Here is a 15643-nt window from a genome sequence, read left to right as displayed (position 1 = left end):
CGGACGTCGGCGCGATGGTAATCTGGTTGGCCAAGGAACAGAAGACGGCATGGGGGTCCGCATGGACACAGTGGTGACGATAGTGCTCGGAGCCATCGGGCTCGCGGTGGGTATCGCCGCAGGACTCGCGGTCGGTTCTCGCGTGCGCGAGCGCCCGCCCTGGGTCTACTGGCTGTGCAACGCACTCGCTTTCGTTGATGGCGTCGTTGTGTCCTTCCTGGGACTCCAGTTCGGGCAGTGGGGTGTGGTTGTTGCCGGCATCGCGCTCATCGGCGGGGGACTTACGGGACTCAAGTACGGCTATGGGCGTGTGGTGGGCGTATGGCGCGTGCACGACGACGTGATGGGAAACGACCGCGACATGCCCCGTTAGGAGCCTGCCGCGGTCGTGTCTGACCGTGCAAACGGCCGTCGGAATCGCTCGATGCGTGTCCGACAGGCTGTATTCGTGCCGCTACTCGCTGTCGAGCTTCTCGGAGGTCTTGTAGACGAACCCGTGGATCGTGGGTACGACGACCTCGAGCGGCCCGTTGATGTAGGCGTTCCAGGTCGTGACCTTGCCGTTCGAGTCGACGAGGATCCACTGTGGAATCACGTAGTCGACCGAGCCGTCCGGCAGAACCGCCTGCTTGATCTTGTACTCCTTGAGAAGACTTAGGGCCTTCGATAGCGACACGCTGCCGTCGATGAGTTCGAAGTCGATTTGGTCGTACTTGTCCTCAAGCGCATCGAACTGGTCCTCGAGTTCCCGCATGATAGTCTCGGCGTCTTCATCGGGGTAATCGGACCTGTAGATGTAGTAGCACAACGGCGGGTCGGTGGGCTTGCGGGGGCTGCTTCCGGCGTACGAACCCGTCCAGCCGTCATGCCCGTCGAAGAGGTAGTAGACTTCGGCGAATCCCTGGCGTGCGAGATACGCCGCGCCGACCATCGATCGGGCCTGCGTCCCGCTGGTCACGATGACAGCCTTGCTCGTGCTCCAGTCCGCGGCAGCATCGACCAGCTTCGAGAGCGGGACTTGCTTGGCTCCCTTGATGCGCTCGGCGTTCGAGGTTGCCTTGGTGTCCACGTTGATGAGGCGGGCACCCTCCTTGACGAGCCGCCCCGCCTCGGCCTCGTCGATGGGCGTGACCCCCATCATGATCGCCGCTTCCTCTTGGGTGGCCGCGCTGGCGGCCTCCGCCGATTCGGGCGAGCTGCCGGTGGCTGACGATCCTTCGGCGGGTGGTTTGGTTGCGGTCGAAGATGGCGTCGAGCCACCACCGCATCCGGTCAGTGCTGCGAGCAGTGCGGTCACGATGACCGCGGCCAGAAGGGTCCGCAAGATGCGGGCCATCCGGCTCTTCTGCGTGGTACGAATCCCGGACATGGGGCTCCTCCCCCTTACGAAGGCGATACTCCATAGGTATCGGCGTGTGCCAGCAGGGATTTTACCGTATTCTTGCCGGCTTCGCTTGCTTGTGGCGGTGGTACCATCCATATGGGGGGGCAATTGGGCACCCATAATCGATGCCGAAAGGGGCCGACATGGCCGATGAAGCTCACTCGCTTGCCGTATTCATAGACTTCGAGAACGTCGCGCTGGGGGTTGAGAAGGACAACAGTCGCGGTCGCTCTCGTGCCAAGAAGGCCGAGACCACCTTCGACATGAAGCGCGTGCTCGAGCGGCTTGTGGAGAAGGGCAAGATCGTCGCAAAGCGTGCGTATGCCGATTGGGCGCGGTTCCAGACCTACGTCACGCCCATGCACGAATTGGGCATCGAACTGATGGAGATTCCCGAGCGCGGGGTGACCGGCAAGAACTCCGCCGACATCCGGCTCGTGGTCGATGCGATGGAGCTCAGCTACACCAAGGAACACATCGACACGTTCGTGGTCGTCTCCGGTGACTCGGACTTCACACCGCTGGTGGCCAAACTCAAGGAGAACGGCAAGACGGTCATCGGCGTGGGGATGAAGGACTCGACGAGCGATCTGCTCGCAGCGAGCTGCGACGAGTTCATCTACTACGAGGACATCGCTTCGGCCTCGAAGGCCCCCGCGATCGGCGACAAGGTCGAGAAGAAGAAACGCCCCGCGTTCAAGCTGCTACTCGAGACGCTCGAGGCGCTTCAGCGCGAGAATGTGGATGCGATGCACTCGTCGCTCGTGAAGGACACCATCAAGCGCAAGCAACCGTCGTTCGCCGAGTCGGCCTACGGCTACCGCTCATTCACGCAACTCCTCGAAGACGCCCAGAAACTCGGATTCATCTCGCTGCGCAAGGACCCGCGTTCCGGGACATACGTGGTCGAGGGCTTCACGAGCGAGAAGTAGGTTCCGCCACACGTGACACGCGCACTCGATCTGTTCGCTCCGGCGCCAAAAGGCCTTGAGGCCGTGCTGGCCGAGGAGCTTGCGGCGCTCGGCGCGACCGAGGTGCAGCCGGTCCGCGCGGGGGCGTCGTTCCGTGGCGATCTGGCGACCGCCTATCGCGCATGTTTGTGGTCGCGGACCGCTTCGCGGGTTCTCCTGAAGCTGGCGATGGTCAACGCCCTTGACGCGGACGCGCTCTATGCCCGGCTCCGCGATCTCCCCTGGGAGAAGCATCTTGATGCTTCGCGGACGCTCGCGGTCGACTTCGTAGGCAGCGGCGCTGGCGTGACGAACACGATGTTCGGCGCTCTCAAGGTCAAGGACGCCGTGGTGGACCGGCTCCGCGATCTGTACGGCGAGCGCCCGAGTGTTGACGCCGTGAGTCCCGACGTTCGCATCAACGTGCGCGTTGCAGGCGACCGCGCCATCGTGTCGCTTGATCTCGCCGGCGACCCGCTCCACCGACGCGGCTACCGCGAACCGGGAGTCCAGGTCGAGGCGCCACTGAAGGAGAACATGGCCGCAGCGGTCCTGTTGATGGCCGGATGGCCCGCGATCGCCGGGGACGGCGGAGGGTTCGTCGACCCGATGTGCGGGTCGGGGACGCTTCCGATCGAGGCGGCCATGATCGCGGGCGACGTCGCGCCGGGGATCCTACGCCAGCGCTGGGGGTTCTCAGGCTGGCTCGGCCACGACGCGGACGCATGGGACGATCTCCTCGCCGAGGCGGACGACCGAGCCGAGGCAGGTCGCGAGAAGCTGCCGCCGATCGTCGGATACGACATCGACCCGCGAGCCGTCGAGGTCGCCTCGGCATGTGTGCGGCGCGCCGGGTTCGGCGCGAGCGTACGGATCGAAGACGGTGACGTGCGGGACTGTGTCCCGCCAGCGGGTGCGCAGTGCGGGCTCATGGCCACAAACCCGCCGTGGGGCGAGCGCCTGGGCGGCGATGTCGGAGCGGCATACGCCGCGCTCGGGGAACGGTTGCGAGGACCCTTCGCGGGCTGGAGCGGTGCGGCGATTGCGCCCGACGAATCGCTCGTCTTGCGCGTGGGGCGACGGGTCAGCGCCCGGCATTCGCTTCACGCCGGCAAGATTCCGGTCACGCTGGCGGTGTTCGCAGCAGGAGTCGGCGACGACTCCTCGGCGGATCTCTCTGCGGGGCAGGAGATGTTCGCGAACCGCCTGCGCAAGAACCTGAAGCTCCGTGCCAAGGAGGCGCGCCGCGAGGGCGTGACCTGCTATCGCGTCTACGACGCAGATATGCCCGAGTACTCGCTCGCGGTCGATATCTACGAGGGCGCCGGTGACGACGCTGGGCGGCGTTGGGCGCACATCGCCGAGTACGAGGCGCCGCCGACTGTCGATGCTGACGCCGCGGACCGCCGGCGCGACGAGGCGGTGGACGTGGTGCCGAAGGTCCTTGGCATGGAACGCGAGGACTGCTACCTGAAGGTGCGGCGCAGGCAGCGGGGGAGCGACCAGTACGAACGGCTCGAGGGGGCGCGGGAGTTTCACACGGTGGCGGAGTCGGGGCTGCTTCTGCGCGTGAACTTCCGCGACTACCTGGATACGGGGCTCTTTCTCGACCACCGGCTGACGCGGGCGATGCTGCGCGATGCGGCGAGTGGCGCGCGGTTCCTGAACCTGTTCGCGTACACGGGCGTCGCGAGCGTCTACGCGGCGGCGGGCGGTGCGTCGTCGACGACCACCGTCGACATGTCGGCGACATACATGGACTGGGCGCGCGAGAACATGGCCGCGAACGGCTTTGGCGGCACCGAGCACGTGTTCGTGCAGGCTGATGCACTGACATGGCTCGCCGACGAGGGCGCGCGACGTGGCGCGGCATACGACCTCATCTTCTGTGATCCGCCGACATTCTCGAACTCCAAGCGCATGGAGGACAGCTTCGACGTCCAGCGCGATCACGTTGTGCTGATTCATGCCGTAGCGGCGTTGCTCGCCCCCGGCGGCACGCTCATCTTCTCGAACAACCGCCGCAAGTTCCGCATGGACACCGAGGCCCTCACCGGCTTGACTGCCGAGGACATTACCGCGGAGACGATCCCGTTCGATTTCGCGCGCAGGCCGGGCGTCCACAGCACGTGGAGGATCGCGCGTGGCTGAGGACGCCCGGGGACCGGCGCCGCAGCCCCTGCCGGACTACACGGTCCGCATGAGCGCACGGGCACGCCGCCTGCGCCTGTCGGTGACCGCCCGCGACGGGCTGGTGGTCACGCTGCCGCGCGGAGTTCCGCACGCGGCCGCCCGGGACGCCGTCGTCACACACGCCCGCTGGGCGCAGCGGGGGCTCGATCGCGTGGCCGACCGCAGGGCGCTGTACACCGCCGGTCCCGATGCGCTGCTCCCCGATACGGTGGAGCTTCTCGCCGTCGGCGTGACGCTTCCGGTCGAGTACCGCCACACGGGCGCGACGTCGTGCTCGGCACGCGAGCGGGGCGGGCTCATCGTGGTCTCGGGCCCCGTGGACGATGCGCAAGCCTGCCTGCGGGCACTCGGCCGCTGGCGAGACCGCGCTGCTCGCGAGCGTTTGCCAGGCATGCTCGCCTGCATCGCGTCGGAGCTGGGCGTTTCGGTGAGCTGCGTGAGCGTGCGGGCGCAGCGCAGCCGCTGGGGCAGCTACTCCGGGCGCGGCACGATCTCGCTCAACCGCAACCTGGTGTTCCTGCCTGCCGAATTCGCGACATGGGTGATGGCGCACGAGCTCGTGCACATGTCGCAACCGGGCCACTCGCCAGCCTTCTGGCGCGAGATGCGTCGAGTCCGTCCCGACACGGACGAGATCCGTCGCGCCATGCGCCACGCCGCCGAGATCGTGCCTCCGTGGGCCGAGCTGTGAGCGGCCTGCGTGAGCGGCAACAGATCACCCTGGGCGAGCTGGACTACGCGGTCGACGTCGTGTTCGTGGACGGCCCGAGCTGAGCGCTTCTTGAGCTGGCCGGTTCTAGCGCAGCAACGGGGACAGCCGCTCCAGCTGCTCGAGGACACGCCCCGTGAGCGAGAACGCCTCGGCCTCGGACCGCGTCGCGCCTCGCTCGCCCGTGAGCGTCTCCGGCGCTCTTTCACCCGACAACCGTGCACACTTCTCGCGCCAGGCGGCAGGCAGTTCCTCGGCGAGATCGATGCCAAGGAGCTCCGCGAGTACCAGCGTCCACGCGCGCGGTACTGCGTCGAAGGTGCTGTAGCCGCCACCGCCGGTGCAGCAGATGCGGCAGGAGCACAGCTCGTCGGCCAGGCCGATGATGTTGCGCACGAGGTCACGGTAGCCGGGCAGGTCGAGCGCGAGGTGCGTGAGCGGGTCGGAGACGTGGGTGTCGGCACCGCACTGGGCGACGATGACGTCGGGTTGGAAGTTGCGGGCGGCGGGTGCGATTGCGCGCTCGAAGACGAGGCGATAGCAGGCGGCGTCGGAGTAGGGAGGCAGCGGGACGTTGAGCGCGAAGCCCGCGCCTGCGTCGGCACCGGTCTCGCGGACGTAGCCGGTGCCCGGGAACAGGTAGCGGCCTGATTCGTGCACGGAGAGCGTGAGCACGGAGGGGTCGTCGTAGAAGGCTTCCTGCACGCCGTCACCATGGTGGGCGTCGATGTCGACGTACATGACACGCAGGTCCGGGCTGACTCGGCGCGCGACGGCGATGGCGACCGCCGGGTCGTTGTAGACGCAGAAGCCGGCCGCGTGGTCGCGGTGGGCGTGATGCAGGCCGCCCGCGACCGAGAACGCACGGGTTGCCGATCCGTCGAGCACGGCGGTCAGCGCCGCGATCGTGGCGCCGCATACGAGGGCGGCCGCCTCGTGGATGCCGGAGGCGGCGGGGGTGTCGCCGGGGCCGAGTCCGTGCCGGGGCCGGAACGTCGTCGGATGCGCTGACGCTTCGATCACGGCGTCGATGTAGGCGGGGGAGTGTACGAGTTCCAGCTGTTCGCGGGTTGCGGGACGCGGCGCGAAGACGCCGGCTCGGGGCGTGGACGCGTCGGCCGTCGTGGCGGTCGCTCCGTCCTCGGCGAGTAGGCCGTACGCGCGCATGAGGCTTACGGCCAGCGAGAAGCGCTCCGGGCGCAGCGGGTGGTGCGGGCCCAGGTCGTATGCTTCGAGCGCGGGATCGTACGGGAGGACGACGTTCACATGCGGCTCCCCGGTCGCGAGTGGCTCTTCCGAGAAGATGCCACAGAGCGCCGAAGATGACACGTTGTCGGCGCGTGCCGCTGTTCGGAAGATGGAAGGCGCCGCACCTCGGCAGCGTCCTTGGCGGGCACGACCACGTATGAGTGGAACGCGCTCGGGCAGCTCGCGATCGTCGGGAGTGCCGACGTCACCGCGACGTACTCCTACGGCGCGACGGGGATGAGGGAGCGCAAGGTCGTCGCGCGGCCGGGGTCGGCCAAGACGACCGACTCGTTCTGGATCGGCGAGCAGCTCGTGTCCGAGAAGGACTCGGACGGCAAGGTCTACACATACGTCTACGGGCCGGGCGGCCTTCCGCTCGAACTCGTCGTCACGAGCGGGGCCACGTCGACGAGCTACGCGTATGTCACCGACGCGCTCGGATCGGTCGTCGGACTCGCGGGCGCTTCCGGCAACGCGGTCGCGAGCTACCGCTACGACCCGTGGGGGCGCGTGATCGAGGCGATCGACTGGAACTCCAGCGGCCTTGCCGCCCGTCAGCCGCTGCGTTACCGGGGCTACTACCACGACACCGAGACCGGCCTGTACTACCTGCCCGCCCGCTACTACGACCCGGTCGTGGCGCGGTTCATCTCGGTGGACCCGTCCGGGCCGATGGCTGACGACCCCACCACCCTCAACGCGTACGTGTACTGCGTCAACAGCCCCCTTCTGTATTCCGATCCAAGCGGCGAGACGATCGACGTGGACGGCGACGGCAGGCTCGATTCCGAGGACAGCGTCTCGCAGAGCTACATACGCACGCCGAAGAGCAGTCCCCTCAAGGCGAAGCGCCGTGCGAAGATGGTGAAGGCGGTGGAGAAGGCCAAGCCGGGCTGGAAGAAGGATGTCGACAAGCGACGGGGAACTCGAGCCGCAAAGGACAATAGGGCTGAGCTCGTGAGGGTGGGGACGTTCGCCTCAGTCAGTCTTGCATCGCCGCTGACTGGTATTGAGAAATGGGGGCCGAAACACACGCCTCTCGCTGAAGACCCGGGACTCGATTTCGCCCTGAGTGTCATCACACAGCCATCGGCCACCGTGCTGCTTGCAGGTGCTGCTGCCGCAGGGATGGCTGGAGGACTTCTCCTGATATGCATGGGTGTGCTCGGGGTTGGAACCGTAGCCGGGGCTCCAGCGGGCGTTGCCGCAGTCGCTGCGGGCGCGGTCTTCTTCATCGCCGGCGTTGGGTGCGCATATGCAGCGGCGGTATCCTACGAGGAGGTTGACGGCGGCGACATTCCCGGTTTCCGAGACCATGGCGGTCCACTATGAGGGTGCTGCTGATAGCACTGATGGTGATAGGGTGGGCTTCCTGGTTCGCGCTTGTGGTGCTTTGCGGCAAGCGGCAACCAGCTGTGTGGGAGCGCCCAGTGACTATGGTGCTGCTGACGATTCAGGTGGCAGGAGTCGCTGGACTAGTCGTCTACGACTTCGTGAGCGCAGTTCAAGGAACGGGCTTCCCGGGCACCGACTTCCTGGTCCTCTTGGCGTGGCCTCTGGGGTTGCTGATTGCGATTCCTGCCCTCTCCCGCATGGAAGCGACACGCAAGGGCCTGCGAGAACAGGGCCGAACGTACGAGAAGGGAGAACCTAGGTGATTTACTTCCTCGCCGTGAGTCTAGTCCTCGCCAGTGGGGTCGTGCTGCTTGTGAGCGTCCTACAATCGAGAGGTGGACAACAGAAGTACGTGACCGCCTTGTGGGTGTTCGTGCTACTGTCCGCCGGAACAGTTCTGCTTGGCACGCTCTCGTTCGATGGCGGAGCGCTTCTGACGAAGGGACAGCTGCAGGTTGTCGCGATCGTTGTCGCCACACACGCGTTCTCGTCGGCCTCCCTGTGTCTTGCGCTCAGGTCGCTCGAGCCATCCAGCACGGCCAACGCGCTAGATAGCTGACCGCGATGACATCTCATGGGGTCGATCGTCGTTTGTGTCGATGCCGGTCGAAGACGGACCCCTTCGTGCTGATTGAGTATTGACCCCTCTCAGGCACCGGCACCTGTCGCCAGGCCTCCCTCTTCCCGATCCTTCGGCACTACCTTCGGGTTCTTCTCAGGCAGTAGGGCGTGTCCAGTGGGCATGAGCGGCTTCCCATGCGATCTGGTCCAAGGCTGGGACAGGCCGATTCAAGAGCAGGTGAGAGGCATCAAGGAGTGGGCGGAATCCGCCCGAGGGTGCGGATCCGTCCGGTGTCATCAAACGACGAGCTCGGACGTCGCACCTCGGCAGCGTCCTTGGCGGGTATGAGCACGTATGCTTGGAACGCGCTCGGGCAGCTCGCCGTCGTCGGGAGCGCCGACGTCACCGCGACGTACTCCCACGGAGCTTCGGGGATGAGGGAGCGCAAGGTCGTCGCGCGGCCGGGGTCGACCAAGACGACCGACTCGTTCTGGGTCGGCAGCCAGCTCGTGAGCGAGAAGGACTCCGGCGGCCGTGTCTACACCTACGTCTACGGGCCGGGCGGCACCCCGCTCGAGCTCGTCGTGACTGCCGGGACCACGTCGACGAGCTACGCGTACGTCACCGACGCCCTCGGATCGGTCGTGGGGCTCGCCGACGCTTCCGGCAACGAGGTCGCGAGCTACCGCTACGACCCGTGGGGGCGCGTGATCGAGGCGATCGACTGGAACTCCAGCGGCCTTGCCGCCCGCCAACCGCTCCGCTACCGGGGCTACTACCACGACACCGAGACCGGCCTGTACTACCTGCCCGCCCGATACTACGACCCCGGCGTGGCGCGGTTCGTCTCGGTGGACCCTGCCCCTCCGAAGGCGGGCAGCCCGGCCTCGCTCAACGCGTATGTCTACGCTGGCGACAGCCCTGTGATGTTTCTCGATCCCGACGGGCGGGACATCCTGCTTGGTGAGTACTATCCGGATCCTGCGATGGATCGACATGAGGCCCGGAGCCCGCATGATGGCAACGGGAGTGGGAGAGCACCTTCGTCCAGCTCCTACAAGCGGCACTCGGGAAACTATCGGGGACGGAACAATGACACGCCCGGGCACGGATCCGGCAAGCCCACGCGCCAGAAGGCTCCCAAAGTCGGTCTGATCGAGCCGATTCAGAACTAGCCTCCAGATTCGTTCGAGTACACTGGTCAGATTCCGCCGGAAGCCAATCTGTGGGGTGCGGCGAGCACCGCACTTGGGTTCCTGGCACTTACAGCTGGCATCATCGCTACCTGCGCCACAACACCGTCACGTGGCTGGTCGCACGAACGAGCCGCAAAGCATGCTTGTTCTTTGTCCCCGTAGCGAAGTGGCAGCGTGAGTACTGGATGTACTGCCCTATCTGCTCGGCGGCTGCGCCGCTTGACTCCAAGGAGCAGGCTGAGACGTTGGTGGCGTTGGCATTGCGCAACGATCAATTGTGGCTGCCTGCGATGGTTCAGCGCCTCACGGGTCCCGCACCCTGATGCGAACCCACGAACGGAGCGGCAACATGGCAGTCGCTTCAGGATGTTGCGAAGACCCCGCTCGTTCGGTCCAACGTTGTAGCACTTGACCTGCAAGACGAGGCGCCGTCTCGTCTTGGGGAGAGCGTCGCTCTCCGGCCGAATCTTGTCAGGCCGAAGCACTGGTTGGACACACCTAGCCCTCCTGCGAATGCACCCGCGAAAGCGACTCGAGTCGTTCAATGAAGAACTCCGCCATGGAGCGAGTGAGCTGATGCCCCCTCCAGAGTCGACGTTGAATCTCCTCAAGATGGGCAACCATCGCCACGCACCCGTCATCGGTCTCGATTTCGTTGAAGTGCTGGAGGAAGAAGCGATGGGCAAGAGAGTTGCGCGCCTCCAGAGCGTCATCTAGGGGAGAGAAGTCGCCCACCAGGTTGTAGTTCAAGCGGAACTTGCGGAGCGATCTTCCCAGAGTGTTGTGCTGCACGGCATCCATGAACGCTCGGTCAGGCTCCCATGCGTCGAGAACGTAGACGCGCTGCTCAATGCCTTCGTGCACCAGCAATACGCGGCCGAGGTCATACTCGATGGCCTGAGCAATCTCCGCGGCTTTCCCGAACTCACGATATACGTCGTCTCGAGTTGGCATGGTTGTGTCCAACGTGTTTGAGCTTGACCTGTAAGATGAGGCCTAATGGCAGTGTCTTGTCGAGCGTAGCTCGCGGGCCTCATCTTGTCAGGTCGAAGCTCCGGTTCGAAGCCCGTTCACCACTTGCGACTGGCCCGATGCTGTTCAGCGACTCTCGTGAACTCGTTGTGGACGACTCGATACCATTCTTCCGCCGAATCGACCTTGTTGAGCTGGCGCTCGTCCACATAGCAATCATGTGGGGTCTTGGGATGCATGAGCGCATCTCTGATTCTCTGCGCCTCACGGAACGACACCCACCCCTGGTCATCGAAACGAATCGCGAGAGGCTCGCCGAGCACTTCACCTGCCAGCCGATACACGAGTCGCAGTTTCCGGTCCAACGATAGACGCGCATCTCGCATGCGAATCTGACCGCCTTGCCGTACCTCGTAGGTAGTCTCAGACAATGCCGCGCGCTCTTCCGGTGTCAGCGAAACGGCACCCCCAGACTCAAGATCGACCAGGAGGCGAGCATGTTGTTCGACGAGTGCCTCGACTAGGGCGAATGTCGCCCTGACGTACGCGCGTCGGTTTGCGTACTGAGCGGCCGTGTGTGCGACAGCTACGGATCTCTCGCCGAGTCTCGGCTTGAGTCGACCGAGATCCCCTACGAGCAGATTGCGTATGTGCTCAGTCTGCTCCAGCCTCTCAAGGATCGAACTCACAGAACCTCCGGTGCTTCGAACAATCATCATGCGGACCGCACAAGCTACGCGGACGGCGCCTTCTGCCGCACAAGCATACATCCGACCTGCGCGTATGTGCACATGCGGTCTGTGCAAACCGTAGTACGGTGGGGCTTCTGTGGGGTGTACCAAAATGGAAAACACCTCTTCGGACTCCTGGAAATGGAGCCCTGTGGGGCCGTGCCGCATTCGTCGTGGGCCATCATGCGAGAGTTTCGAGGCAGGCTAGCACTCAACTCTCTGTAGTAGGGCGCAAGCCAACCCTCCGGTTCTCGGTGTCGTGCGGTCCAGGGCGACTAGTCGCGCTTCAGTTGTCGGTCGATGGCCGCCTTGGTGGCAGGCACAACGCTGAGCTCTCCCCCAAGCACATAGACCTTGTGCTGTGGGTAGCTGATCAGGTCCCTGGTCACAGTCGGAACCCCGTCGGACCGAGTGAGTAGCAGCGTCCCCTGTTCCCTGCCGATCATGCTCCCCCCGGTCAGGGCGTCTGGAAGCTTCGCGGCAATCGCCCTGTGGCTGTGGTTGAGCCAACCCTGTATGGTGGACTTCATCGAGACGACGGCAGCTGTCTCGTATCGATCATTCCCCGACCATCTTTCTGCTCTGAACGATGCAACTACGCGTCCGGACACCGTGGCCGGACCACCGGCAACGATCGTGCGTCCCGGTGAGATACTCGTCCACGCAGCCCGCGTTGCACCCGGACACCCGTCCTGCTGCACAAGGAGAATCGGAAAGCCCGTTGCTCTAGCGATGGGAGACAGAGCGAGTGCATCGAAGAACTTCGACGGGTCTGCGCCGTTGGCCATCAGCACCACAGGCGGCGACAGCGCATTCCCGTATCGCGAAGACCATTCGGCATCGACAATCTCCGCAATTCTCGCAGCCAGGTCGTACCTGGTGCCTGTGGCGAGAATCCGATCGCGACCGAGGGTTGTTCCAGCAGCCATCTGTAGATCACGGAACCGTGCGTCGGGGACCGAGGCCGGGCCACCAACGATGTGAACGGTCACGCTCCCATTGGCTGCAACGATCTCCTGAATTGCGGTCTTCACCTCAGACGGCGTTGATGACGCCGAGATCAGGAAGAGGGGCGCATCATAGACCCAGCAGAGCCCGGACGCAGCAAGAGGGTCGGCTGCCGCTCGGTCGTCTCCCGAAGCGATGACAACGTCAGTCACACCGGGCCACTGTCTATCGCCACGTGGGTCGAAGCTGTGGCGAGCCATCCCGACCGCACACGAATAGCGAGTCCTCCCGGCGAGCCGGACGCTGTTGAACCGACCGATGGGGTCGAGGTCGAAGTCCAGCGTCCAGATCGTCCCATCATCGAAGTAGCTCGCTACCTTCGCCCATTGCGGGGAAGGCTGGTCAAGCCAGCACTCAGTCGTGTACTGGTTGAGAGAGTCGCTTGCCGCGAACTGGTAGAAGCCGGAGCTGGGCAGAGTCAGCTCATAGGAACCGTCCGGTCCGGATAGATCCATGGCCTGAATTTCCCATGCCTGATTGGATGGGACCCACATCAATCCGGCGACGGCAACGTCCTGAATAGGCACTCGCGTGTTGGCGTCCCGGACCACACCCGCGACGCCACCGCCCGTCGCCGCCACAGTGCCCGCCGTCTCTGCGACATCGTCTAGGCCGGGAGCCGCAAGCAGGTCTGCTGTCCGGGGAGGCGTCAAGAGACCGCCCTTGGCACGTGGCGGCAACCCGAGCGCGTACGATGGCGGCGCACCCGCTAGCACTAGCAGCGCTACTAAGAGTGCCAGTGCGCTCGAGGCCAGAAGTCCTACGTATCGACGTCCCATAACCCCCACCTCCGTCGATGCCTGAAGAGCGGACTGTTCTTCGAATACCAGGACATATCGAGATGCTGAACGCGCCAAACCACCACTACAGGGGTCGGTGTGGGATTCGGCGCGGTTGTCGGTTCTGGGGCTATCATTCTCGGTGCGGCCTCACTTGGATGCGGTATCCAGGCGTTCAATATCACAATATCACGAAGCAGCACGGGGGCACGGATATGGACGCGTGGTCGGCGGCCATTGTCCTCGTGTATGTGGCAAACGAACTAGGAGTTCGTCTCAGATAAGGGGAGCAACTGTGGTCATCCTGTATGGTCTTGCGGCATGCACTCTCCTGGTCACCGGTGCTTCCACGTATGTGGTTCTCAGACTGAGTGGCTGGAACGTGTACAGCACGAAGGTCATGATCATGTGTGCGCTGGCCATGGCGACTGGGTTGTCGGCCACTGCTGGGATTCTGTTCAGGGCAGCCAGTCCCAACTCAGCCCTCGCCCTGACACTCGGAACCATGGTCTTCATCGGTCCGGTTGTCGGTCTACTCGGGATCCTCGTTCTGTTCGTTGCATTCCGACATGCGTTGTGGATCGCCTACTCAAACGATAGACAGCTTCCAAGAGGACTCGATCGACGAGAAATTGAGCAGTGGGCTGCGGCGAAGGGGCTGAGATCCCGAGGAGAGTAGGGCACTTGCGTGCCTGACTCCTCGCCGGTTCCGGGCGCATGTGAAAGGGCGCCAACTGGGCACAGTTATCTCAGGACTTGTCGCAATCGCGTTGGCGCTTGGCTTCGGGGTGACCTGAGAGTGCTCCGACTCCCCCGGAATAGGGTGCACTGTCCTTGGCCAGCTTTCCGTCGTCGGGAGCGCCGACGTGACCGCGACGTACTCCTACGGCGCGACGGGCATGAGGGAGCGCAAGGCCGTCGCGCGGCCGGGGTCGGCCAAGACGACCGACTCGTTCTGGGTCGGGAGCCAGCTCGTGAGCGAGAAGGACTCCGACGGGCGTGTCTACACCTACGTCTACGGGCCGGGCGGCACCCCGCTCGAGCTCGCCGTCACGAGCGGGGCCACGTCGACGAGCTACGCGTATGTCACCGACGCCCTCGGATCGGTCGTCGGACTCGCGGACGCTTCCGGCAACGCGGTCGCGGGCTACCGCTACGACCCGTGGGGCCGCGTCATCGAGGCGATCGACTGGAACTCGAGCGGCCTTGCCGCCCGTCAGCCGCTGCGCTACCGGGGCTACTACCACGACACCGAGACCGGCCTGTACTACCTGCCCGCCCGCTACTACGACCCCGCCGTGGCGCGCTTCATCTCGGTGGACCCTGCACCGCCGAAAGCCGGCAGTCCGGTCTCGCTCAACGCGTACGTCTATGTCGGCGACAGCCCGATCATGTTCCTCGACCCCGACGGGCGGGACATCCTGCTTGGGAACTACTACGCTGAGCCTGACAACGATCATGAACCGGACATTCCCCAGCACGATGCGGCGCCCGGCGGAAAGGGGTTCGCGCGGAGCTCAGGACGTACGGGTCGCGGAGGCACGAGAAGCAGCCATGCGCCGTCGAGTTCCGGACAGAGGGAGAGGCAAGCCGCCGAGGCGCGACTCGCGCGCGTCCGCTTCCGATCTCCGGATACCGTCGCTGGCAACTCGGCGTCTGCTGTCTCCACACAGCCCGAACCAGACCGCGGAATGTATGCCGTGCTGAGTATCGTCGGACCAGGCACGTGGGCGCTTGTCTACAGTGGCTGCGGCACGGCCTTGATGGTGGCAGCGTATTCGGCGACGGGGCCAGCAGTCACTATCTCGGCCGGGAGTGGACTGACACTTGCGCCGGCTGCGACCATCTCGGTCGGGGGCGCGTACGCCGTGGGTGCGTTACTCTTCGGCATAGGTGCAGGGTTGTACGCCGTCGACAGGACATACTATCAACCAGCAATACGGCGCGTGACGGGGGTGGAGTAGTGACGGAATTCGGCCTAGGAGTCTATGTCGCCGCCGAGACGGCAATGATGCTCGCCTTCCTACTTTCGGCTGCGTTGATTCCGTCGGCGGCGCTGTTGGGCAAGTCGTGGCGCTACGTGAGTTGGGCCATCGGGGGCGTCCACATGTTCGGTCTGACCTACTTCTGGATCCGTGGTCTCACGGGGGACGCCCCAGATGCTCGCTACTACATCGCAACAAACGGCATGTTCGTGCTCTTCTCCGGACTTGTCATCCTCGTGCGACAGACCCGGTTGCGCCGATACCGCGCGGGCACGACTGTGTGAGGCCATCGATTCCGATTCGCGCGCGCCCGTTTCATCGGAACGCGCTGGGGCAGCTCGCTGTCGTCGGGAGCGCCGACGTCACCGCGACGTACTCCTACGGCGCGACGGGGATGAGGGAGCGCAAGGTCGTCGCGCGGCCGGGGTCGACCAAGACGACCGACTCGTTCTGGATCGGCGAGCAGCTCGTGTCCGAGAAGGACTCGGACGGCAAGGTCTACACATACGTCTACGGGCCGGGCGGCCTTCC

The 15643-nt window shown here is 64.8% G+C and carries 17 protein-coding genes; 12 read left to right on the top strand and 5 right to left on the bottom strand.

The window, feature by feature from the left end; translation table 11 throughout:
* Positions 1–49 precede the first annotated feature (49 nt).
* Complete coding sequence (locus Q8K99_11080; GenBank protein MDP2183097.1) at positions 50–373, top strand: hypothetical protein; 324 nt, start codon at positions 50–52, stop codon at positions 371–373.
* Positions 374–454: 81 nt separating this feature from the next.
* On the opposite strand, the gene Q8K99_11075 is transcribed toward Q8K99_11080, so the two are convergent.
* Positions 455–1369 (bottom strand): hypothetical protein, encoded by a 915-nt coding sequence (locus Q8K99_11075; protein ID MDP2183096.1) that lies wholly within the window; start codon positions 1367–1369, stop codon positions 455–457.
* Positions 1370–1527: 158 nt separating this feature from the next.
* Between Q8K99_11075 and Q8K99_11070 the strand changes: the two genes are divergently transcribed.
* Genes Q8K99_11070 through Q8K99_11060 form a run of 3 tightly spaced genes read left to right on the top strand, consistent with a single transcriptional unit; the run spans position 1528 to position 5218 of the window.
* Positions 1528–2316, top strand: coding sequence for an NYN domain-containing protein (locus tag Q8K99_11070; GenBank protein ID MDP2183095.1), 789 nt, complete (start codon positions 1528–1530; stop codon positions 2314–2316).
* A gap of 12 nt (positions 2317–2328) precedes the next feature.
* Positions 2329–4485: a bifunctional 23S rRNA (guanine(2069)-N(7))-methyltransferase RlmK/23S rRNA (guanine(2445)-N(2))-methyltransferase RlmL gene (rlmKL, locus tag Q8K99_11065; GenBank protein MDP2183094.1), complete on the top strand. Its 2157-nt coding sequence runs from the start codon at positions 2329–2331 to the stop codon at positions 4483–4485.
* A 49-nt stretch (positions 4486–4534) separates the two neighbouring features.
* Entirely contained in the window at positions 4535–5218 is a 684-nt protein-coding gene (locus tag Q8K99_11060) for a SprT family zinc-dependent metalloprotease (protein ID MDP2183093.1), read from the top strand.
* 105 nt (positions 5219–5323) lie between these two features.
* Here Q8K99_11060 and Q8K99_11055 read toward each other — a convergent pair whose 3' ends face one another.
* Positions 5324–6502, bottom strand: a complete 1179-nt coding sequence (locus Q8K99_11055; GenBank protein MDP2183092.1) for an acetoin utilization protein AcuC — start codon at positions 6500–6502, stop codon at positions 5324–5326.
* Positions 6503–6622: 120 nt separating this feature from the next.
* On the opposite strand from Q8K99_11055, the gene Q8K99_11050 reads away from it, so the two are divergent.
* The 4 genes from Q8K99_11050 to Q8K99_11035 all read left to right on the top strand — a co-directional run bounded on the left by Q8K99_11050 (position 6623) and on the right by Q8K99_11035 (position 9616).
* On the top strand, positions 6623–7816 hold the full coding sequence (locus tag Q8K99_11050) for an RHS repeat-associated core domain-containing protein (protein MDP2183091.1): 1194 nt from the start codon (positions 6623–6625) through the stop codon (positions 7814–7816).
* Positions 7813–8142, top strand: a complete 330-nt coding sequence (locus Q8K99_11045; GenBank protein ID MDP2183090.1) for a hypothetical protein — start codon at positions 7813–7815, stop codon at positions 8140–8142. Before Q8K99_11050 ends, Q8K99_11045 begins: the two co-directional genes overlap by 4 nt.
* Entirely contained in the window at positions 8139–8438 is a 300-nt protein-coding gene (locus tag Q8K99_11040; GenBank protein ID MDP2183089.1) for a hypothetical protein, read from the top strand. The genes Q8K99_11045 and Q8K99_11040 overlap by 4 nt, the downstream gene beginning before the upstream one ends.
* Before the next feature lie 257 nt (positions 8439–8695).
* Complete coding sequence (locus Q8K99_11035; protein MDP2183088.1) at positions 8696–9616, top strand: RHS repeat-associated core domain-containing protein; 921 nt, start codon at positions 8696–8698, stop codon at positions 9614–9616.
* A gap of 519 nt (positions 9617–10135) precedes the next feature.
* Here Q8K99_11035 and Q8K99_11030 read toward each other — a convergent pair.
* The 3 genes from Q8K99_11030 to Q8K99_11020 all read right to left on the bottom strand — a co-directional run bounded on the left by Q8K99_11030 (position 10136) and on the right by Q8K99_11020 (position 13127).
* Positions 10136–10591, bottom strand: coding sequence for a hypothetical protein (locus Q8K99_11030; GenBank protein MDP2183087.1), 456 nt, complete (start codon positions 10589–10591; stop codon positions 10136–10138).
* Between the two features lie 116 nt (positions 10592–10707).
* On the bottom strand, positions 10708–11298 hold the full coding sequence (locus tag Q8K99_11025; protein ID MDP2183086.1) for a hypothetical protein: 591 nt from the start codon (positions 11296–11298) through the stop codon (positions 10708–10710).
* Positions 11299–11615: 317 nt separating this feature from the next.
* Positions 11616–13127 (bottom strand): cell wall-binding repeat-containing protein, encoded by a 1512-nt coding sequence (locus Q8K99_11020; protein MDP2183085.1) that lies wholly within the window; start codon positions 13125–13127, stop codon positions 11616–11618.
* A gap of 295 nt (positions 13128–13422) precedes the next feature.
* Between Q8K99_11020 and Q8K99_11015 the strand changes: the two genes are divergently transcribed.
* From Q8K99_11015 to Q8K99_11000, 4 genes are all read left to right on the top strand, one after another.
* Positions 13423–13806, top strand: a complete 384-nt coding sequence (locus tag Q8K99_11015) for a hypothetical protein (GenBank protein ID MDP2183084.1) — start codon at positions 13423–13425, stop codon at positions 13804–13806.
* A 187-nt stretch (positions 13807–13993) separates the two neighbouring features.
* Positions 13994–15091: an RHS repeat-associated core domain-containing protein gene (locus Q8K99_11010; protein MDP2183083.1), complete on the top strand. Its 1098-nt coding sequence runs from the start codon at positions 13994–13996 to the stop codon at positions 15089–15091.
* Positions 15091–15396, top strand: a complete 306-nt coding sequence (locus Q8K99_11005; protein MDP2183082.1) for a hypothetical protein — start codon at positions 15091–15093, stop codon at positions 15394–15396. Before Q8K99_11010 ends, Q8K99_11005 begins: the two co-directional genes overlap by 1 nt.
* Positions 15393–15643 (top strand): hypothetical protein (locus Q8K99_11000; protein MDP2183081.1); only part of this gene is annotated, 251 nt, incomplete at its 3' end. The genes Q8K99_11005 and Q8K99_11000, both read left to right, overlap by 4 nt.

Source organism: Actinomycetota bacterium (assembly GCA_030682655.1).
Taxonomy (GTDB): domain Bacteria; phylum Actinomycetota; class Coriobacteriia; order Anaerosomatales; family JAUXNU01; genus JAUXNU01.
The sequence above is the reverse complement of the archived record's forward strand: the minus strand, read 5'-3'. Positions and strand labels throughout refer to the sequence as shown.